General features: G+C 50.6%; 19 protein-coding genes and 3 pseudogenes. 9 read left to right on the plus strand and 13 right to left on the minus strand.

Going from position 1 to position 19113, the window contains the following annotated elements; all coding sequences use genetic code 11:
* Positions 1-172 precede the first annotated feature (172 nt).
* The gene (locus tag MN084_RS00485; protein ID WP_241085298.1) at positions 173-634 is read right to left on the minus strand and encodes an OsmC family protein; all 462 of its coding nucleotides are present in this window, start codon (positions 632-634) and stop codon (positions 173-175) included.
* A 221-nt stretch (positions 635-855) separates the two neighbouring features.
* Here MN084_RS00485 and MN084_RS00490 point away from each other — a divergent pair.
* Positions 856-2033: pseudogene (locus tag MN084_RS00490) on the plus strand (IS256 family transposase).
* Between the two features lie 70 nt (positions 2034-2103).
* Here MN084_RS00490 and MN084_RS00495 read toward each other — a convergent pair.
* The 5 genes from MN084_RS00495 to MN084_RS00515 all read right to left on the minus strand — a co-directional run bounded on the left by MN084_RS00495 (position 2104) and on the right by MN084_RS00515 (position 4918).
* Positions 2104-2352: a phage tail tape measure protein gene (locus MN084_RS00495; protein WP_241085297.1), complete on the minus strand. Its 249-nt coding sequence runs from the start codon at positions 2350-2352 to the stop codon at positions 2104-2106.
* A 4-nt stretch (positions 2353-2356) separates the two neighbouring features.
* On the minus strand, positions 2357-2617 hold the full coding sequence (locus MN084_RS00500) for a hypothetical protein (protein ID WP_241085296.1): 261 nt from the start codon (positions 2615-2617) through the stop codon (positions 2357-2359).
* Positions 2614-2850, minus strand: a complete 237-nt coding sequence (locus MN084_RS19015) for a hypothetical protein (protein ID WP_445083871.1) — start codon at positions 2848-2850, stop codon at positions 2614-2616. The genes MN084_RS00500 and MN084_RS19015 overlap by 4 nt, the downstream gene beginning before the upstream one ends.
* 72 nt (positions 2851-2922) lie before the next feature.
* Positions 2923-3468, minus strand: coding sequence for a sulfur globule family protein (locus MN084_RS00510; RefSeq protein ID WP_241085295.1), 546 nt, complete (start codon positions 3466-3468; stop codon positions 2923-2925).
* Positions 3469-4195: 727 nt separating this feature from the next.
* Positions 4196-4918 carry an MlaA family lipoprotein gene (locus MN084_RS00515; RefSeq protein ID WP_241086027.1) on the minus strand — a complete coding sequence of 241 codons (723 nt, stop codon included), beginning with the start codon at positions 4916-4918 and terminating at the stop codon, positions 4196-4198.
* Between the two features lie 314 nt (positions 4919-5232).
* Between MN084_RS00515 and rnt the strand changes: the two genes are divergently transcribed.
* Positions 5233-5883 carry a ribonuclease T gene (rnt, locus tag MN084_RS00520; RefSeq protein ID WP_241085294.1) on the plus strand — a complete coding sequence of 217 codons (651 nt, stop codon included), beginning with the start codon at positions 5233-5235 and terminating at the stop codon, positions 5881-5883.
* Between the two features lie 69 nt (positions 5884-5952).
* Here rnt and grxD read toward each other — a convergent pair whose 3' ends face one another.
* From grxD to MN084_RS00535, 3 genes are all read right to left on the minus strand, one after another.
* Positions 5953-6276 (minus strand): Grx4 family monothiol glutaredoxin, encoded by a 324-nt coding sequence (gene grxD, locus MN084_RS00525; RefSeq protein WP_277400092.1) that lies wholly within the window; start codon positions 6274-6276, stop codon positions 5953-5955.
* Between the two features lie 158 nt (positions 6277-6434).
* Positions 6435-6929 carry a hypothetical protein gene (locus MN084_RS00530; protein WP_241085292.1) on the minus strand — a complete coding sequence of 165 codons (495 nt, stop codon included), beginning with the start codon at positions 6927-6929 and terminating at the stop codon, positions 6435-6437.
* Positions 6930-7012: 83 nt separating this feature from the next.
* Positions 7013-8797, minus strand: a complete 1785-nt coding sequence (locus MN084_RS00535) for an N-acetylglutaminylglutamine amidotransferase (RefSeq protein ID WP_241085291.1) — start codon at positions 8795-8797, stop codon at positions 7013-7015.
* 673 nt (positions 8798-9470) lie between these two features.
* Here MN084_RS00535 and gnd point away from each other — a divergent pair.
* The 5 genes and pseudogenes from gnd to MN084_RS00560 all read left to right on the plus strand — a co-directional run bounded on the left by gnd (position 9471) and on the right by MN084_RS00560 (position 15393).
* Positions 9471-10919: a decarboxylating NADP(+)-dependent phosphogluconate dehydrogenase gene (gene gnd, locus MN084_RS00540; RefSeq protein WP_241085290.1), complete on the plus strand. Its 1449-nt coding sequence runs from the start codon at positions 9471-9473 to the stop codon at positions 10917-10919.
* Entirely contained in the window at positions 10920-12419 is a 1500-nt protein-coding gene (gene zwf / locus MN084_RS00545; RefSeq protein WP_330178251.1) for a glucose-6-phosphate dehydrogenase, read from the plus strand. It abuts the gene before it with no gap.
* Between the two features lie 3 nt (positions 12420-12422).
* Positions 12423-13100 (plus strand): 6-phosphogluconolactonase, encoded by a 678-nt coding sequence (gene pgl, locus MN084_RS00550; protein WP_241085288.1) that lies wholly within the window; start codon positions 12423-12425, stop codon positions 13098-13100.
* Positions 13101-13318: 218 nt separating this feature from the next.
* Positions 13319-13897 carry a superoxide dismutase gene (locus MN084_RS00555; RefSeq protein ID WP_241085287.1) on the plus strand — a complete coding sequence of 193 codons (579 nt, stop codon included), beginning with the start codon at positions 13319-13321 and terminating at the stop codon, positions 13895-13897.
* Between the two features lie 408 nt (positions 13898-14305).
* A pseudogene (locus MN084_RS00560) lies at positions 14306-15393 on the plus strand (IS3 family transposase).
* A 33-nt stretch (positions 15394-15426) separates the two neighbouring features.
* On the opposite strand, the gene MN084_RS00565 reads toward MN084_RS00560, so the two are convergent.
* The 4 genes and pseudogenes from MN084_RS00565 to MN084_RS00580 all read right to left on the minus strand — a co-directional run.
* Positions 15427-15549, minus strand: a complete 123-nt coding sequence (locus MN084_RS00565) for a hypothetical protein (RefSeq protein ID WP_277400089.1) — start codon at positions 15547-15549, stop codon at positions 15427-15429.
* Positions 15550-15695: 146 nt separating this feature from the next.
* Positions 15696-16322 carry a Rieske 2Fe-2S domain-containing protein gene (locus MN084_RS00570; protein ID WP_241085286.1) on the minus strand — a complete coding sequence of 209 codons (627 nt, stop codon included), beginning with the start codon at positions 16320-16322 and terminating at the stop codon, positions 15696-15698.
* Positions 16323-16495: 173 nt separating this feature from the next.
* A complete protein-coding gene (locus tag MN084_RS00575; RefSeq protein WP_241085285.1) occupies positions 16496-17395 on the minus strand; it encodes a hypothetical protein in 900 nt (299 codons plus the stop codon).
* Between the two features lie 19 nt (positions 17396-17414).
* A pseudogene (locus MN084_RS00580) lies at positions 17415-18072 on the minus strand (IS5 family transposase); the annotation flags it as partial.
* A gap of 30 nt (positions 18073-18102) precedes the next feature.
* Here MN084_RS00580 and MN084_RS00585 point away from each other — a divergent pair.
* Together MN084_RS00585 and MN084_RS00590 are read left to right on the plus strand one after the other, a co-directional pair.
* Entirely contained in the window at positions 18103-18942 is an 840-nt protein-coding gene (locus tag MN084_RS00585; RefSeq protein WP_330178252.1) for a transposase, read from the plus strand.
* Complete coding sequence (locus MN084_RS00590) at positions 18861-19091, plus strand: transposase (RefSeq protein ID WP_241086038.1); 231 nt, start codon at positions 18861-18863, stop codon at positions 19089-19091. Before MN084_RS00585 ends, MN084_RS00590 begins: the two co-directional genes overlap by 82 nt.
* Positions 19092-19113 lie beyond the last annotated feature (22 nt).

Raw genomic sequence — 19113 nt, forward strand, 5'->3', positions numbered from 1 at the left:
GAGAGTGTATGGAGATAGCCATCAGGCGATATCGAAGCGTTCAGTCAGGATTGTCTTGCCGGCATCGATATGTGCCGCAACACCGATACTACGCACTTGCTCAAGATGGCTTTTTTTGTCATTGCCCGTGTCAGTTCAGCGCTGGAGTTGGATTTACTTCCCTATCGTTTCATCAGCTTCCTTTGTGTAGCGTCTCCCCCGTCTGATTGACTACTTCCACATCGATGTCGAATCCATCACGCAGGCTGGCTGTTACCACGCAGAAATCCTCGAACAGGTCCAGACAGCGTTTGGCCCTGACCGCTTCCTCCAGATTTTCGTCGATTATGAGCTGAACATCCATGCGGCTGATTCGCACCCGGCCTTTGTCGTTTCTGCCAATGGTGCAGACGGCACTGGTGCGTATACTGCCGCTGGGCGGTTTGTTTTTGCTGATACAGAACAGCAGGCTTGCACTGAGGCAGTTGGCAGCAGCGGCAGTGAGCAAGCGTGAAGGGTTTGGGCCTTTGCTGGCGCCAAGAGGTGCTGGTTCGTCAGCCAGGAGGTCTTCTACGCTATCCAGATCAAAACTGATCTTGAACTCGTAGCCCTCCAGGTGTTCCATTTCTACAGTGAATTGGCCTTCTTTTGACATGCTGCCTCCCGGTGAAAAAGAATTGGCACATTGTACACCCAGGAGAGTGTTGGGCTTACATCGTTTGAAGCGAAAATTCGTGAATGCTGACCAGACTTCTTTACCTTATCCGTTACTGAGTTGGGCAAGCTCTTTTAAAGGTATCGGGAGGTGGTTAAGTATTTTGGTATATTTGACCGGAAAAAGAGAAGTAGGCTGTTTTTAAACCGAGACAAACCTAAATGCTGTGTAACTGCCTATCATTAAACCCAAACAAGGGAGAGGGTAGGCAGCTGGTCGACAAGAAAGAGCTCCAGGCGATAGCCCAGGCGGCCGCTAAAAACATCAAAACTGAAGAAGATCTCAACGAGTTTCTGCAAATGCTGACCAGGATCACGTTCGAGGCAGCACTCAATGCTGAACTGGCTGATCATCTTGGCTTTGCCAAGCATCAACAATCCGAAGCGAGTAATAGCCGCAACGGCACTACCAGCAAGACCTTGCAAACGGAAGATGGCTAGTTTGAACTGGATACCCCGCGAGATAGAGCGGGCAGCTTTGAACCTCAGCTAGTTAAGAAGCACCAGCGTCGATTTACCTCAATGGATGACAAGATCCTCTTCTTGTATGCCCAAGGTATGACAACCCGCGAAATCGTCACGACATTCAAGGAGATGTATGGGGCCGATGTCTCTGCCACACTCATATCCAAAGTCACTGATGTAGTTATCGAACAGGTTGTTGAATGGCAATCTCGCCCCCTGGATGCGATTTGTCCTATTATTTATCTGGACTGCATTGTCGTTAAAATCAGGCAAGACAAGAAAGTGATCAACAAAGCGATTTACCTCGCTTTGACAGAGCTTCAAAACCGCGGTGTGAAGGATATTTTGATTGCCTGTGTCGAAGGCTTAAAAGGCTTTCCTGATGCCATCAACACGGCCTTTCCGGATACCCAGATCCAGCTCTGTATCGTGCATATGGTACGGAACTCGATGAAGTACGTGCCTTGGAAAGACTACAAGCCTGTCACGGCTGATTTGAAAAAGATTTACCAGTCCATCACCGAGGAAGAAGCCTTATTGGCGCTGGATAAATTCTCTGACCGGTGGGACAACAAGTACCCCCGGATCAGCCGCTCCTGGCGTGCCCATCGGCAGAATATCAACACACTGTTCAGCTACCCGGAGGACAAACGAAAAGTGATCTGCACGAACAACACCATTAGCCGCTGAACAGCGTCATTCGCAAAGCGATCAAAAAGCGGAAATTGTTTCCAACCGATGACTCGGCAAAGAAGGTAATCTATCTGGCAATCCAGGCCGCATCGAAAAAGTGGACAATGCCAATCCGTAATTCGAAACCAGCACTGAATAGATTTATGATTGAGTTCGAAGAACGCTTAGCGGTATATAGTTAACCCAGGCAGTTACACAGAAAACTTTACAGGCTTTTGCCAGGGCTATATCCTCGAAGCTTTTCTCGCCCCTTTAGAGCAGGGCCAGCGCCACCAGCAAGCCCTCATGACCAAACACCTTGGCCAGAATGCCGTTGCGCTGTGTATCGCCCATGCCTTCGGGCCTCTTGCGCAGAATCCCGATAATCTCAACCGTGCTCTTGAGTTCACCATCGGCATTTCTGAAGATTTGCTGCTTGGTGGCCTTCAGGAAAAAGTTTTTCAGGCTGGTGCCGACCATCGATCCAGTCACGCCCTGCATTTTGGTGCCGGCCTTGACCAACTCCTTATTCGTCGATATTGCCGTTGGCTGCTACCGTCGCGCCATCGTCATCCAGGGCGATGGCCCAAGTCTCGGTGTAACGATTAGCCCCGCACGGCAGCAGGGCGCCGACCTCCGACACCGTCAGATCGCTCAGTTCCGAGGCCAATAGGGCCAATAGGTCATGGGCGCCGATCACCCGATTGTTCCCACGCCGGGTTCGCTGTGGGCCCATACCTTCTCGGCCGCCAGCAGGCAGCGGGGAATCTGCTCTTCGGTGGGTCACACGATCTTATCTGCGTTGGCGTGGTAGCTCTCCTCGAATACCTGTTTGAAGCTGCGCCACTGGAACCCTCCTCTGAAACCCCGTTCGGGATTGCCCTGGTCAAGCGCCTCCAGCGCTTCCCCGACCGCGTGAAGATCACCAGCGACAACCCGGCCTACGAGCCGTTCGACCTCTCCCTGGAAACACCCGGTGAAGACCTGGCGATTATCGGCCACGTCATCTGGGTCAGCCACCGGCTGTTAAACGATATTTAAAAGGTACGTGAACAGACTCTCAATACCGAGGGCGTGCGAATATCAGAAAAATCAGGTATCCTTGTCCTGGCGACGCTTTTCCATGGCTTTGCGCATGGCGGCGTGCTGCTCTTCAATACGCTTCATCATCTCGGCGCGACGGACTTCCATCTGTTTCTGCATCTCATTACTACGGGCAGTCGTGTCAGCAGGTGCATCAAAGGAAGGGCGGGCAAAAGGTGCCTGGAAGTTCTCTGGCTGATTAGCGGCAAACTGCTCTGCAAATTTACGCTGAGCCTCGATAGCATCTTGCATTGCTTTGGTTTGTTGCTCGGTCATCGCCTTCTTCTGCTCTTCAGTCAGAGGGGCAGCGGGCGCATAGGCACCATTGTAGCCATAAGGGGCATAACCATTATAATAACGATTCTGGCCATAACCATTGCTATAGCCATAAACATGGCCGCTACCGCTGAAGCTCATATTGAATGAACCGGAGCCGGAGCCATCTCCAAAACCATCGCCGGAACCGTTGTTGCCCCAAGGACCGCCCCACCAGGCACTGGCGGTCATGGAAACAGTGGCGAGAGCAACAGCTACCAAGTTAGTGATTTTTTTCATTACTAATGCACCCTTAAATGTTTGTTCGTCAGACGAATAGAGGCTGTCGGATTTGGACATTGTCGCAACTTATCTAAATCCGACTGTCTCCTACTGCATAATCTGCCCAAAGAAAATTAATGAGCACCTCCGTGTGCCAAATCCATCCCTGGTGGTTCGCTTAGTCTAACAGCTGGATCTAATTTAGCGGCCGCAGGAACCCGAGGGGCTACTGAAGCTGCTGGGTAGCCATAACTGTTGTAACTGTTATCATGGCCGTAGCCAGATCCACGACCACTGAAGCTCATGTTAAAATCGCCAAAGCTATCACCTCAGCTATTGTTAAAAAGACCACCCCACCATACGGATGCAGCGAGCATTCCAGCCGTTTTAACGATAGTTTTCATCATTCATCTCCAATAATTTGTTAGTATTTGCAACGTTAGCAGAAAGTATTGCACTACCCTGCTTTAACTTTGTAAAAATAATATTAGTATTTTCTTAATTATTCAAATACTATTGATGTATATGCGTATATATATTTTATAGACTATTTATTGTCCCAGTCCGCCAGTTAAAACTATGCACTTTATAGTGCAAGGCTTTTACTTTAAAATGCCAAAAAATACTGTTTAACCGTAGCGACTTTCAGTCCATTGTCGTTGAGTTACCTGATTGCCAACAAGCACACAATAAAAATCCCTTATTAAGGGATTGTTAAAGGATCACTAGTAGGCTGCAGTCAGACTTACTCAAATTCAGGATCTGGAGGGGGCGCGCCATCATAGACGTCATTCTTCCGCTTCTGCAGATACGCATCTCTTCTAAACTCGTAAGGATCAAGCGCCGCCTCCTCCATGACATGGCTCGTCCCAAGAAGGTCAGCACGGGTATCTATTGCCCGCAATGCGGCCAGCGAGTTACGCCAATAGTTAGACTTCACATAGCTCACAGGATTAGTGTACCAACCTACAACCACATCAAACACGCCACGACCACTGCTGGGGCCAAGGAGCGGTAATACGATATAGGGCCCGGCACCTACACCCCAAGTTCCCAGGGTCTGGCCAAAGTCCTCGTCGTACTTCTGGAGGTTCATATTACTGGCAACATCAATGAACCCCAGCCAACCGATTGTGGTATTAACTAGTACACGGCCAACATCAGATGCGGCGTGCTTCAGTTTGAACTGCAGCAAATTATTGATCACAGAGCCCACATCAGTCAGATTCCCGAAGAAGTTACTGATGCCACGATTGACCGAGGCTGACGTTATCGTTTTATAGCCTTGGGCAAGCGGCTTGACCAAAGCTTTATCCAAAACATCGTTAAATGAATACATCGCCCGGTTGAAGCCCTCTATGGGATCTCGGGGATCCTGATAGTCGCTTGTTGTTGCGCAGCCTGACAACACAAAAAACAGCGCTGTAACTATCACCTGCGCCTGTTTGAGGAGACTCTTATCCGCCATCAATCTTAAATCCTTAAGCACTTACTTTCCGTATGTTGAATAAAGATTATTCCCTGGATGACTAGGCGAAATGCTAGCGCACTCCAACAAGGCACTAGATTCACCTTGATCCAGCCAGAAAGTGGCTGTAAGCGTGATATTGATCACCATTTCACGCAGCTTCCACCGCTCCCTTGAGACGCCCCAGGCAAACTCGATAGGGTTGTCGGCCGATTGATAGACCATATTAACACATTCTTATTGCGTGTATACAGAGCGCCAATATCACACTCTGAAATCGATATCCGGGCCAGTTTACTTTATCCTCTGCAGGTATGAATGAAACCACCTACAATCCAGATATTGCAAAACGCTTCCGCGGCTTCCTCCCTGTCGTGGTGGACGTGGAGACCGCTGGCTTTGACGCCAAGCATGACGCCCTACTGGAGATCGCCGCCATGACGCTTCGGATGGACGATGATGGAGCGCTGCATCTGGCAGAGACTTACTCCTGCCACGTCGAGCCCTTCCCTGGGGCAAACCTCGATCCAAAAGCCCTGGCTTTCAACGGTATCGACCCAGACCATCCATTTCGTATGGCACTGCCGGAAAGAGAGGCACTGATTAAAATCACCGCTCCGATCCGAAAGGCGATCAAGGCCAGCGGCTGCAACCGGGCAATCCTGGTAGGCCACAACGCTTTTTTTGATCTTGGTTTTATCAATGCGGCCGTAGAGAGGACTGGATTCAAGCGTAACCCGTTTCACCCCTTCAGCACTTTCGACACCGTCTCACTGGCCGGACTCGCCTATGGCCAGACGGTCCTCGCCAAAGCGGCTCTGGCTGCTGGAATTGAATGGGATAACAACGAGGCCCACTCTGCAATATATGATACGGAGAAAACCGCCGAACTCTTTTGCACCATTATAAACCAATGGCATCAACACGCACCCGACCGTCCTTGGCTGGCTGCTACAACAGCCTAAGGGCCAGCCAGATTTAACACCGGTTTTTGCCATATTCAATTGCGATAACAGCTTCAGATGCTCTCCTTTTCAGGCGATTTTGCTACCCGCCTCTGCCGTTGCCTTCTGAAGATCACCACTGGCATGCATCTCCAAGGTGATATCACAGCCGCCAACCAACACCCCTTCTATATAGAGCTGGGGGAACGTGGGCCAATCGGCATATCTTGGCAGGTTTTCAAAAATTTCCGGATCGGCCAGCACATTCACATACGCAAACTTGGCGCCACAGTCCTGCAGAGCAGCAGCGGTACGTGATGAGAATCCACACTGTGGAAACTGGGGTGTCCCCTTCATGTACAACACGATGGGATTGCCCTCCACCTGCTCTTTGATTCTATCCAACACGTCCATCAACTCACCTCAAACACTCAGAAATAAATAGTTGTCAAAAATATGAGGCCAGACCAACTGATTTTCAAGCTAAATTTAAAACGGTTTTAAAACAGCGATGACAGAAGTTCCCATCCCAAGTGTCAGATTAATGCCTATTATGCGCCGAATCACAGCCATCAGGGCTCCGGCAAGCGGGACATCACCCTATCCAAAGCCCTCCCCATGCGTTTATAGGGGAAAAAATAGATAAATAAGAACAGCCCCACCATCAGCAAACCTGTCCCCTGCATAATGTGGACATAAGGCCCCATTTGCCCTTGGCAGGCAACAAGAGAAAGCCAGTATCCGGTGACCAAAATCAGCACTATAGTTGTCTTGAACCAAACAAAAAAATGGTCAAGCGTCCGCTTCAAAAGGGGAAGCTGCAGTGATGGCTCAAGTAGTTCGGTCGCTGCGGGCCGCAACGCCATATGCGCAAAAAACATCCCACCCAGACTATTTTCCATAGTAGATGAAGGGTTGATGCCATGAATAACATTCAGGTTACTCCTGCCAACTGATACTAAAACGGTCTTTAGGATAGCAGGCACCCAAAGTTTCTCCATAGGAGCCAGCCGTCCCAAAATCTGCAATTCACCACGGAGTCCATAGAACACACGAAGAAAACTCATTGCCTATCAAACTATTAGCTTCGTGTTTTTCGTGGTGAAAACCGTGTTTCCGGCACTACCTGTAAGTTGTAAGTAATACCTAATCAACTCACACCATCCACATTCCGCTGCATCCAGAATTCAAGCAGCGCCAAATGCCAGAGTTTGCTGCCTTGTAGCCGGGTAAGATGCATCTCCGGAGAAGCAAGCAGCATGTTGACATAAGCTGGTGAATAAATTCCCCGCTCACGGCAGACCCGAGACTCCAGGATATCCCGCATAAAGTGAAGAAAGTTACCTCTGACATACTTCAGCGCCGGCATCGGAAAGTAGCCCTTGGGACGGTCAATGACAGCATCGGGTATCAAGCCTCTTGCCATCGCTTTGAGTGGGTATTTACCTCCCTCTCTCAACTTCAGCTCCGGCGGGCAACGTACTGCCAGTTCGACCAGCTGCTGATCGAGAAAAGGTACCCGTGCTTCAAGACCCCAGGCCATGGTCATGTTGTCGACCCGCTTCACCGGATCATCCACGACCAGCGTGGTTACATCCATCCGCAACACAGCATCCATAAAGGCGCCCGCCTCCGGTTCAGCCAGCAGGCCGGCTATCTTCAGAGAAGTGTGATCTTCCCCCCGGTAATCCGGCGTCACCATCTGCCGAAACTCATCGTGATCCCGGTCAAAATAGTGTTTCGCAAAGCGCTGAACCGGCGTTCCGTCAGTTTCGGCCATCATTCGGGGATACCAGAAATAGCCACCGAACACCTCATCGGCCCCCTGGCCTGACTGTACGACTTTAATCTCTTTCGATACCTGCTCCGCCAACAGATAAAAAGCGATAGCATCCTGACCGAACATCGGTTCCGCCATGGCATCCACCGCGTCCGGAAGACGCTGCAAAACCTCGGTATTGGGTATCAAGTATTTGTGATGGTCTGTTGCATACATTTCAACCACTTGATCAGAGTATTCGAACTCACTTCCTTTCTCATCCGGATGGTCTTCAAACCCTACCGAGAAAGTCCGCAGATCAGATACGCCCGCCTCAGCCAGCAAACCCACCAGCAGGCTTGAATCTAGCCCGCCGGAGAGCAGCACACCCACCGGCACATCTGAAATCTCATTGCGTTTCTGCACCGACTGACGCAACGCATCATGGATCGCTTCCAGCCATTCATCGTCGCTCATGGATTCAGCCGGCCTAGTCGCAGGCAGGCTCCAGTAGCGGCGCTCAGTGCGATTGCCCTGCTCATCTATCAGTAAACAGTGACCGGGAGGTAGTTTACGTACACCCTTTAAAATGGTGTGTGGTGCAGGTACCACTGCATGCAGCGTAAACTGGTGGTGCAGTGCGACAGGATCGACACTGGTATCCACACCACCCGGTGCCAGAATGGCCTGAATATTCGAGGCAAAACGAAAGCTGCCGTTTAAATGAGCATAGTAGAGCGGCTTGATCCCCAATCGGTCACGCGCCAGAAACAGCTGTCGCTTGCGCTGATCCCATATGGCAAAAGCGAACATTCCCTGGAGGCGTTCCACACACTGCTCTCCCCATGCGTGCCAGGCCTTGAGAATAACCTCAGTATCGCCATCTGAGAAAAAGTGATACCCCATCCCGCGTAACTCCTCACGCAGGGACGGATAGTTGTAGATTGCACCATTGAAAACCAGCACCAGACCCAGTGCCTGATCCACCATTGGCTGATTGGCGTGCTCCGACAAGTCGATAATCGAGAGGCGCCGATGGCCGAAGCCTAATGGACCGTCACTATAACTGCCATCATGATCCGGCCCTCGACGTTCCAGCCGCTGCGTCATTTGGCGGACAGCATTGAGATCCGACACCCGGCCATCAAAACGCAACTCACCACATAACCCACACATCCTGGTACTCCCGTGATGCAGATGAACAACAAGCTATTTATCTGCTGTAATTTTTCAGCATAACCAATGAACTTTTTATAACCAGCAACCGTCTATAAACACCGTTTTCGGCACGAACACTAACTAACATCGGCTTTCGATTGCGATCAAATCAATGTCATAAAATTACCTGATTACCTGATTACCTGATTACCTGATTACCTGATTACCTGATTACCTGATTACCTGATTACCTGATTACCTGATTACCTATGAAACTCAGCTATGACGCAAGAAACATAATTACCTTGGATTCGATAGGTTGCAGGGGCGTTATGTGCTGTTGTTTTTATATTAACGATAATTCGTATTATTTCGGCAGCACTATTGGACCTCGACCGAAGTATTTATGGGGTCTACAGCCAAATGGCACTTACTTAGGCTTAAAACCATCATCATCCCGGCGCAGACCGGGATCCAGAGCGAGCAATAGTGGTTGTTTCCTGGATTCCGGTTCCTGCGCCGGAATGGCGAATTAGGGGCTTGATTAGGGAATATTAAGCCTAAGATAAGTGCCATTCGAGTCTACAGCCCACAATTCGGCTGAGCAATAGCTGAGTTTCATAGGTAATCAAGTAAAATTATGCAATACTCGGCCGAGAGAATACTCACTTCAATGTACTTAGGAATTATTATGTCACAGGCAGAAATTGGTCTGATCGGCCTTGCGGTAATGGGCCAGAACCTGGCTTTGAACATTGATGATCATGGTTTCAAAATCGCCGTCTATAACCGCACACCGGCCAGAACAGAAGCCTTTATGCAAGGCCCCGGAAAAAATACGGCTATTGTCGATACCTATTCTATAGCAGAGTTTGCCGCATCCCTGACGATACCGCGCAAGATTATATTGATGGTAAGGGCTGGTGATCCGGTCGACCATTTCATCGACCAATTACTGCCTCATCTGGAAGCAAGCGATATTATCCTCGATGGCGGCAATTCGCGTTTCATCGACAGTAACCGCCGATACGGGGAACTTGCAGATAAAGAAATCCGTTTTATCGGTTGCGGTATCTCCGGTGGTAAAGAGGGAGCCCGTAACGGTCCCTCCATCATGCCGGGGGGCGATCAAGCCGCCTGGCCAGAAGTAAAACCAATACTCCAGTCCATTGCCGCAAAAGTCGATGGCGAACCCTGCTGCCAATGGATTGGCGAAGCAGGTGCAGGACACTACGTAAAAATGGTTCACAATGGCATAGAATATGGCGATATGCAGCTAATCTGCGAAGCCTACCAGTTGATGCGTGAAGGCCTAGGGTTGCCCGCCAGTGAGATCCAAGCTGTTTTTACCGAGTGGAACCAGGGCGTCCTGGACTCATATCTGATTAAGATCACCGCCAATATCCTCGGCATGAAGGATGATAATGGTGCCCCGCTCATCGATAAAATTCTCGACACCGCTGGTCAGAAAGGCACCGGCAAATGGGCCGGCATCAGCGCCCTGGACCTGGGCGTCCCCCTGACGCTGATTGGTGAAGCGGTATTCGCCCGTTGCCTCTCTTCAATAAAACAAGAACGGGTTCAGGCAGAAACTCTGTATGGCCGAACAGACAAGCTATTTATCGGAAATAAAAAAGCCGCTATCCAACAGATACATGATGCGCTTTACGCCTCAAAAATCATCTCCTATGCGCAAGGCTATATGCTGATGAGAGAAGCTGCAGAAGAGTATGGATGGAATCTCAGTTATGGCGATATCGCCCTGATGTGGCGAGGCGGCTGTATCATACGAAGTCGTTTTCTAGGCAATATCAAAACCGCCTTTAGCAACAATCCGGAATTGAAAAACCTGTTGCTGGATGATTTCTTCATCCAGGCAATCAAAGCGGCAGAGCCCGGCTGGCGTAAAGCGACTGTTCTTGGGATAGAACAGGGTATCCCATTGCCCGCTTTCAGTTCTGCCCTCTCCTTCTATGACGGCTACCGCAACAGCCGACTACCAGCCAATCTGCTCCAGGCACAACGAGACTACTTTGGCGCACACACCTATGAACGGATCAACCAGCCAAAGGGAACATTTTTCCATACCGACTGGACCGGAACCGGAGGAGCCGCTGCCTCTTCCACTTATGATGTTTGAATGGAAAAAACAACAATGACAGATACCTGCACCTACGTAATCTTCGGTGCCACCGGCAACCTGTCACGGGTAAAGCTGATGCCGGCACTTTACCGCCTGGAGGTCGCTGGGAGACTGTCGGATACGACCCGTATCCTGCTACTCGGCCGACGCCCCTGGGACCGGGAACAGACGATCAGCGAAGTGAGGGAATGGGTAAATGCAAAGGCCCGGGGCCGACTCGACGAAGTTGTATTCAAGCGTTTCAGCCAACGCCTGGACTATTTCAAGGGTGATCTAACCGGCCAAGAGATGTATCCGAGACTGAAAAGCCATCTCACTGACTCATCGGCATTCCCTGAAAATATCGCTTTTTACATGGCTATCAGTCCAGCGGAGTTTGGTGTTGTCATAGAGCGACTCAACGATGTCACCCTGCTGGAAGAGGGGCACAGCTGGAGACGGGTGGTGATCGAAAAACCTTTTGGCTACGACCTGGAGAGCGCACAGGCATTGCAGCGCCGCATCGGCCGCCACCTGAGAGAAGATCAGATATACCGGATCGACCACTACCTGGGAAAAGGCACAGTACAGAACGTGCTGGTATTCCGCTTCGCCAACACCATGATGGAACCACTCTGGAACCGCAATTACATCGACCATATCCAGATCACCCACTCAGAGACTCTCGGCGTTGGAAGCCGGGCCCATTTTTACGACAACGCTGGGGCTATGCGGGATATGATCCAGAGCCACCTGCTACAGCTGATGACCCTGGTCACCATGGAACCACCCGTCTCAATGGAAGCGGAATCCCTGCGGGACGAAAAGGTGAAAGTACTCAAATCAGTACGTCCGATCTCCCACAATGCAGTCCATGCTTACGCCTTCCGCGCCCAATATGGCGAAGGTATGATTGGCAATGAAAAAGTATCAGGGTATTTGCAGGAGGAGAATATACCGGCAGATAGCGTCACAGAAACCTACGCGGCCCTGAAACTCTACATCGACAACTGGCGCTGGCGTGGCATCCCCATCTACCTGCGGACGGGTAAACGCTTGGCGGAGACACAGTCCCAGGTCTCCATCTGCTTCCGACACCCTCCCCAGCAATTTTTTCGCGACACTCAGGTAGAGCGGATCAAACAGAACTGGGTGCTGCTGGGTATTCAACCCTGTGAATGCCTGCGTGTTGAGATGACGGTAAAAGAGCCCGGGCTTGAGATGCGCACCCGGCAAAGCAGCCTCGATGCCAATCTGAGAGAGACGGAAGACATCCAGACAGATGCCTATGAGGAGCTGCTGCTGGATGTCATCGATGGAGACCGCTCGCTATTCCTGCGCTATGACGAAGTGGAATACGCCTGGCGCGTGGTGGACCCAATACTCCAACGTTGGTCCATGGAGCGGGACTTTATCCACACCTACCCAGCCGGCAGCTGGGGACCGGAAGAGAGCCGGTTCCTGTTTGAGAAAGAGAAACATCGCTGGCGTCACGGCCTGGACCCGGAGAAAGGCTGAGTCATGCTGGAGTGGACGATTCTGGAAAATGCCGGCACTATCGCCCGGGCCGCCCGTGATCGGATAATGGTGGCAGCACGTCAGGCAATTGCCCAACGGGGCCGCTTCAGTATCGTCCTTGCTGGTGGCAGCACACCGGCAGCAGCCTACAGGCTGCTGGCCAAAGAGCAGAGTCCCTGGCAACAATGGCACATCTACTTCGGAGACGAACGCTGCCTGCCTAGAGATCACCCTGACAGAAACAGCCGGATGGCCGCCGAAACACTGTTTGAAAAAGTCGCCATCCCTACCGACCAGATCCATTCAATCCCTGCCGACTTGGGGCCGGAGGCCGCTGCCAAAAGCTACACAGGAACGCTGGCAGGGGTATTCCCTTTCGATCTGGTCATACTCGGACTTGGGGAGGATGGCCACACTGCCAGCCTGTTCCCTCGCCAGCAGCATCCAACAAACCTTACTGTGCTCCCGATCCATAACGCACCAAAGCCACCTGCCGAACGCGTCAGTCTGAGCACCCAGGCACTGAGCAACTGCCTACAGTTGCTTTTTCTGGTCAGCGGCAAGAGTAAACAGCGTGCGGTAAGTCAATGGCATGCAGGAAGCGATCTACCGGTAGGAAACATCACAGCACCGACCAGAGGTGAAGTACTGGTAGACCTTGAGGCTTTTGGGATGAATTAACCGATATCATACAATGGCAGGAGCCCGTCTGATTGAGGATAAACTAACCTGGCCGGATAGCTCTCTCTCACCAGGGTCACGCAAGTCTGACGGGATCTCAGAAAAACTGCCTTGCAATCTAATCATCCCCACTTTAGAATAATCTCAGAATTTACCAAGTAAACTAGTTGGTTATTAATGACCAACCGAATCCCCAGTCCAGTGAGGAGTAACGCAACATGGCACACGAATTACCAGCCTTACCGTTTGAGATAAATGCTCTGGAACCCACCATCTCCCAGGAGACCCTGGAGTTCCACCATGCCAAGCACCACCAGACCTATGTCACCAATCTCAATAATCTGGTCTCGGGCACCGAGTTCGAAAACGCCTCTCTGGATGAGATCGTCATGAAATCCTCCGGCGGCATCTTCAACAACGCTGCCCAGATCTGGAACCATACATTCTACTGGAACTGCCTGAGCCCCAAGGGCGGCAACCCAGCCGGCACTCTGACCGTCGCCATCAACAGCACCTTCGGCTCATTCGAAGAGTTCAAAAAGAAGTTCTCCACCTCTGCAACCACTAATTTCGGTTCTGGCTGGACTTGGCTGGTAAAAAGCAATGACGGCAGCCTTGAGATCGTGAACACCTCGAATGCCGCTAATCCGATGACCGACGGAAAAACTCCGCTGCTGACTATTGATGTCTGGGAACATGCCTACTACATCGATTACCGCAACGCCCGTCCAAAATACATGGACCAGATCTGGAACATCGTCAACTGGAAGTTCGTCGCTGCAAATTTTGAAGTTTGACCCGGTCTATCTATTTAGGTCAGCTTTATGGGCAGACATTAACGATCTGAATAAGCCCAGAGAAAAAGGAAAAGCCTCCTGAGGAGATCCTCCGGGGGGTTTTTTTATGCACAGCGGTCGCGACTATTCGAGCGTCTGGATAGAGCTGCTGCTGACCCGCCCCTGGTCTGTCTCTCGTGCCTGCTCCTGCATGCAGCTTCGCCAATCAGGCATCTGTTGGATATCAACCGCCTCTTTTCTGAAGTAAATTTCAGATAAAAGTGACGGGGCATACTGGTTTAGGAAGCGTGCCCAAACTCTGAAAACCGCAATTCACTGCCAATACCGAGCGACTCTCGGTAATCCCCCCGGGAAGTAGCTGACGCTAAAAGTAGAATTTTCTCGTAATATGAACGCAGGAGATTCTGCATGAAGACATCAAGATTCAAGGACAGCCAGATCATTGCTATTCTCAAGCAGGCTGAGACTGTCACACCAGTTTCCGATCTGTGCCGGGAGCATGGCATGAGCAGTGCCACCTTCTACAAGTGGCGCGCCAAATACGGCGGCATGGACGCCTCTCTCATGAAGCGTATGAAGGAACTCGAGGATGAGAACCGGCGACTCAAGAAGATGTACGCCGAGACCAAATTAGAGGCGGAGATGGTCAAGGAGGCCCTGGCAAAAAAGCGGTAAGGCCATCTCGTCGCAAGGATATGGCCAGGATCGCAGCTACGCAGATGGCGTGTCGGTACGCCTGGCTTGTCGTGCATTCTGTATCAGCGAGACCTGCTATCGCTATCAGGCCAAGCATTCGAGCGACAACGCACTGATTGCAGATTGGTTACTCCGATTGACGATGACCAATCGAACCTGGGGTTTCGGGTTGTGCTATTTGTACCTGCGCAATGTGAAGGGTTACCCCTACAATCATAAACGTGTATACCGCATATACAGGGAGTTTGAGCTGAACTTGCGGATCAAGCCCAAACGTCGATTGAAGCGCGACGTGCCGGATGCGCTAGCTGTACCTCGTCAAATTAACATCATGTGGTCGATGGATTTTATGCATGACAGCCTGGCCGATGGCCGTAGCTTCAGGACGTTCAATGTCATCGACGACTACAATCGTGGGGGGCTGGGTATTGAGGTGGACTTCTCGTTACCGGCAGTGCGTGTCATTCGTGCACTGGAACAGATCATCGAGTGGGCGAGGCAAGCCAAATTCCATTCGCTGCGACAATGGCCCCGAACTAATCAGTGGTCAACTGATGGAGTGGGCAGAGAAATAATGGATTAAGTTACACTATATCCAGCCCGGCAATCCGCAACAGAACGCGTACGTGGAGCGTTTTAACAGAACAGTTCGACATGAATGGCTGAACCAGCATCTCTTTGAGTCGATCGAGTATGCCCAGCACACCGCCACTCAATGGTTGTGGCGCTACAATACAGAGCGGCCAAACATGGCCATTGGAGGAATAACACCGTATCAGAAGTTGGCACAAGCCGCATAAGCTCTACTTTTGTGCGCAGCTGAAAATGGGGGATTACCTCTCGACAGTCGGAATATTTGCCGGTGAAAATATCCCTTTTACCAGTAACTGCTTCTGCTGGCACTGAGCCAGGGTTACCGTGTTGACGAAGGAGACGTTGATATCAATCCACCGCACCGAGCAGTTCTGCCAGTGGATCAAAGAGGGTAGCGGACGGCGTTGCGGGGCATTGCATAGCCATAAGTAACTGGATAGATATCTGCTGTCGAATGAAAGGATCTGTTTATCAAAAAGCCCGGTCATCTAACCGGGCTGCAGGTCTGTTACCAATAGGCCAACAGACGGCCATCCTCAATTTTATGATCGAACCGACGCAGAGGACGCGAGCCCTTCTCAACACATGCACCAGTTTTAATGTCAAAAGCCCACTGGTGTTTGGGGCAGGTAAGGTGCTCTCCCTCCAGAGCCAGATGGGGAATATCCGTTACCTGATGGGGGCAACGGCTATCGTAGACCCGAAGATCCTCTGCCGTACGGTATACGAACAGGTGCCGACCATCCCTCTCAAGCCACCTCGGCTCTTCCATGGGAATCTCACTCTCCGCGGTTACATCATGCCACGTCTGCTCGGCATCCAGGTTCTCCGGGCGAAACTCGGGTATATCCATATCAAGCAGGATCTCCGCCGCCCAGACGATTTTTGCCAGCCCCAGAACCGGAAAGGCCATCAATAACGCATCCAGCACCTCATTGGGCATCGCCCCATTGCGCAGCGCCCGGGTAAGGTATTGCCGAAAGCCGCCTTCGGTCTGCACTGCAACTTTAGTAATCACAGAGATCAGATCACGCGTCCTGATATCAAGATGGGTTTCCGACTTCTTCAGAAACGAGAAATAGGCCGTCATAGCCTCAGGACGCGCTTCCAACAGATAATTTAGTGCATTACTCATTATTTCGTTTCTCCAACCAGTCAAACTGAATTTCTAATCCGCCAGGCGGGTTACTTTAATTTCGGATGATAGTAAACTAGCCTATCCCGGAATACCGAGAAAAATAGTGAGACATAAGAATCTTCCCATATCAGCACCACAAGTAAAGTAATTGCGCCAAAAGAGGATGGGGTCTATTGGTCACATTCTGTTTCTAAATCGATAGCACCTGAATAAGGTATAACACTGCTTTCCCCTCTAGACCAATACAGGCTTCTTTCGTCATCTGCCCAAGTCGCCTCACTGTCAATGTTAAAGAGTGTTACATCAGCAGAAATGCGGGCTGCGCACTCTTTGGTATCTACTGAAAACCATCCTGTTTTCGTCGCTATAGAAAAGTCGTGATAACAAGCGTGACCGAGACACCCCTCTGTCACAACAAATGTCTTCTGCCCGCTCGGCGAGGTTGCCCTGTACTCACTTGATGCGGAAAAGATGTAGAATACGAAGCCTACCCTCCAAACCCAAAATAGTAGAGCCACACCCACGCACCAAAACAGTGCCTTAACAATCCACTTTATATAATATTCAATTCTTTTCGAACCCAATACTCTGGATGAGTTCACGTTACCTATGATCTGTTTCAGCTCCGCGCGTTGAGCATGACGAATATAGAAAGAAGCAATCGTTCCAATGGGGACAAACAACAACAGATATGAGAATAATCCATATGAGCCCAGAGCGGCTACTCCTGAGCCACTATAACTAACCTCATTTGTAGTGGCATTTGCCATACCTAGAGACGGCAAAAAAAATACCAGCGCAAAAGTAGTCCAAAAAACAGAGGTAACAATGAGCAATCCGGAAAAAATGGCGGCAAACCAATGCTCCGTTGACTGACGATAAAAAAAGAGGCTCCAAACCAGAAAAGTTGTAGCTGCTGTTATTCCCAATGATGCAGCAAAAAGCAAAGCGGCGGACTCCCACCCTTGCTGCCCCCAATAAATCAGAATAGGTATTAAGGCAACAAATGCCCCAACGAGCGTCATCTTTTTCGCCGCATTCAGCGCATATGAGTGAGCCACATTTTTCATCGATAACTAGACAGTATCGTCATAAGATTCTAGCCCAAGGCATCACACACCTAATTTGGACAGCGGCAATAAATGAACGGGTATTTTTTGCATAGCATGTCGCAATACCATGCCAGCGTTGAAGATGCAGAAACGCATTCTCAAACCAAATATACCACATTTAGTACAGACGCTTGTCATATTCTTGCTGCTCTCTTCTATCCTTCTTTGGTGGAAAAACAATACTCATACCCTGTGATTTTACCTTCTCTAATATCTCTTGTGTATCGTAAGCCCTACCAGCCAAAAGACACTCACCCCTAAGCCCATCGATCAGTGTACTAGCCTGCGTGCAATCAGCTCTGGTACCTTTCAATGAATCTGATCGGCGCACCACGCGCATCCACGGCCAAGTAGATCTTGGTGTTAAGCCCCTTTGCACGGCTCATATCCGCACCTGCTGCATGTGGATGAATATTGGTATGACTGCCATCAATCATGATCCATTCAAAGTCCAGCTCATCAATTATCTGGGACAATAAATCCTCCCATATGCCTTTGTCACGCCAACGACAAAAACGCCGATGGGCGTTCTTCCAATCACCATAATCAGGTGGTAAGTTGCGCCACGGCGCACCTGTGCATAGAATCCAGAATACCGCATTGAGAAACAAACGATTATCTTTGGCGGCTCTTCCTCCAATTGAGTAGGTAGATTAACGCCCCCTATGAGAGATAAAGATCTACACGCCCAGACCCTGGGTATCAAGAGCCCTTGGCAGGTTAGCAGTGTAGAGTTGGCTCTGTCAGAGAGAGAAGTAACGGTACAGGTTGAGCAGGAGGCAGGTGCCAAGCAGTGTTGTTCAACCTGTGGGCAGATATCTCACCGGGCTATGGCTCACGCAAACGCCGCTGGTGGCACCTGGATACCCGCCAGTGCGACTATTTTGGTAGCAGATGCGCCCAGAGTGAAGTGTGAAGAACATGGGGTGGTCACCGTGCCAGTTTCCTGGGCGGAACCGTGCTATGGATTTACTGCAATGTTTGAGGCACTGGTGATCGACTGGTTGAAAGAGGCTTCCATCTCGGCAGTCTCCCGATTGATGGGGCTGAGTTGGAATGCCATTGATGGAATTATGCAGCGAGCGGTTAAGCGGGGACTGGCACGTAGAAAAGAGATCAGCCCAACACGTATCGGTGTTGATAAGATGGTCTTCAAGAAACGTCATGATTATGCAGCAGTCTTATCAGACCAGGATGCAGGTACAGTGCTACACGTGGGCAGTGACCGCAAAAAGGCCACGTTCAAAGCATGGTACGAAAGTCTGACAAAGGAGCAGCGAGAAGCGATAGAGAGTGTCTCCATGGATATGTGGCCAGCCTTTATCAATGCCACACTGAAAAGCCTGCCTAGGGCTGAAGAGAAGATTGCCTTCGATAAATTCCATGCCGCCAAGCACTTCGGTGAGGCGGTGGACAAGGTAGGCTGTCAAGAGCACAAAGCGCTGAAGGCTATGAGGACCTTAAAGGCCGCCAGTATGGCTGGCTCTACAACCCGGAGAACATGACGCGCAGACAGAGATTGCGGTTCAAGGCGCTACGTGACAGCACACTGAAGACTGCCCGTGCCTGGGCGATCAAAGAGTTTGCCATGTCACTCTGGCACTGTGCCAGCAAGACATGGGCAAGGAAAGGTTGGGAACGGTGGCTGTCATAGGCAGTGCGCAGTGGCCTGGAGC

It is taken from the genome of Candidatus Vondammii sp. HM_W22, assembly GCF_022530855.2.
Lineage (GTDB): Bacteria > Pseudomonadota > Gammaproteobacteria > Chromatiales > Chromatiaceae > Vondammii.

Bases quoted from the DNA above. Each gene is read 5' to 3' on its own strand.
- MN084_RS00485 (WP_241085298.1), bottom strand. From the start codon at position 634: ATGTCAAAAGAAGGCCAATTCACTGTAGAAATGGAACACCTGGAGGGC.
- MN084_RS00510 (WP_241085295.1), bottom strand. From the start codon at position 3,468: ATGAAAAAAATCACTAACTTGGTAGCTGTTGCTCTCGCCACTGTTTCC.
- MN084_RS00515 (WP_241086027.1), bottom strand. From the start codon at position 4,918: ATGGCGGATAAGAGTCTCCTCAAACAGGCGCAGGTGATAGTTACAGCG.
- rnt (WP_241085294.1), top strand. From the start codon at position 5,233: ATGAATGAAACCACCTACAATCCAGATATTGCAAAACGCTTCCGCGGC.
- grxD (WP_277400092.1), bottom strand. From the start codon at position 6,276: ATGGACGTGTTGGATAGAATCAAAGAGCAGGTGGAGGGCAATCCCATC.
- MN084_RS00530 (WP_241085292.1), bottom strand. From the start codon at position 6,929: ATGAGTTTTCTTCGTGTGTTCTATGGACTCCGTGGTGAATTGCAGATT.
- MN084_RS00535 (WP_241085291.1), bottom strand. From the start codon at position 8,797: ATGTGTGGGTTATGTGGTGAGTTGCGTTTTGATGGCCGGGTGTCGGAT.
- gnd (WP_241085290.1), top strand. From the start codon at position 9,471: ATGTCACAGGCAGAAATTGGTCTGATCGGCCTTGCGGTAATGGGCCAG.
- zwf (WP_330178251.1), top strand. From the start codon at position 10,920: ATGGAAAAAACAACAATGACAGATACCTGCACCTACGTAATCTTCGGT.
- pgl (WP_241085288.1), top strand. From the start codon at position 12,423: ATGCTGGAGTGGACGATTCTGGAAAATGCCGGCACTATCGCCCGGGCC.
- MN084_RS00555 (WP_241085287.1), top strand. From the start codon at position 13,319: ATGGCACACGAATTACCAGCCTTACCGTTTGAGATAAATGCTCTGGAA.
- MN084_RS00570 (WP_241085286.1), bottom strand. From the start codon at position 16,322: ATGAGTAATGCACTAAATTATCTGTTGGAAGCGCGTCCTGAGGCTATG.
- MN084_RS00575 (WP_241085285.1), bottom strand. From the start codon at position 17,395: ATGAAAAATGTGGCTCACTCATATGCGCTGAATGCGGCGAAAAAGATG.
- MN084_RS00585 (WP_330178252.1), top strand. From the start codon at position 18,103: ATGAGAGATAAAGATCTACACGCCCAGACCCTGGGTATCAAGAGCCCT.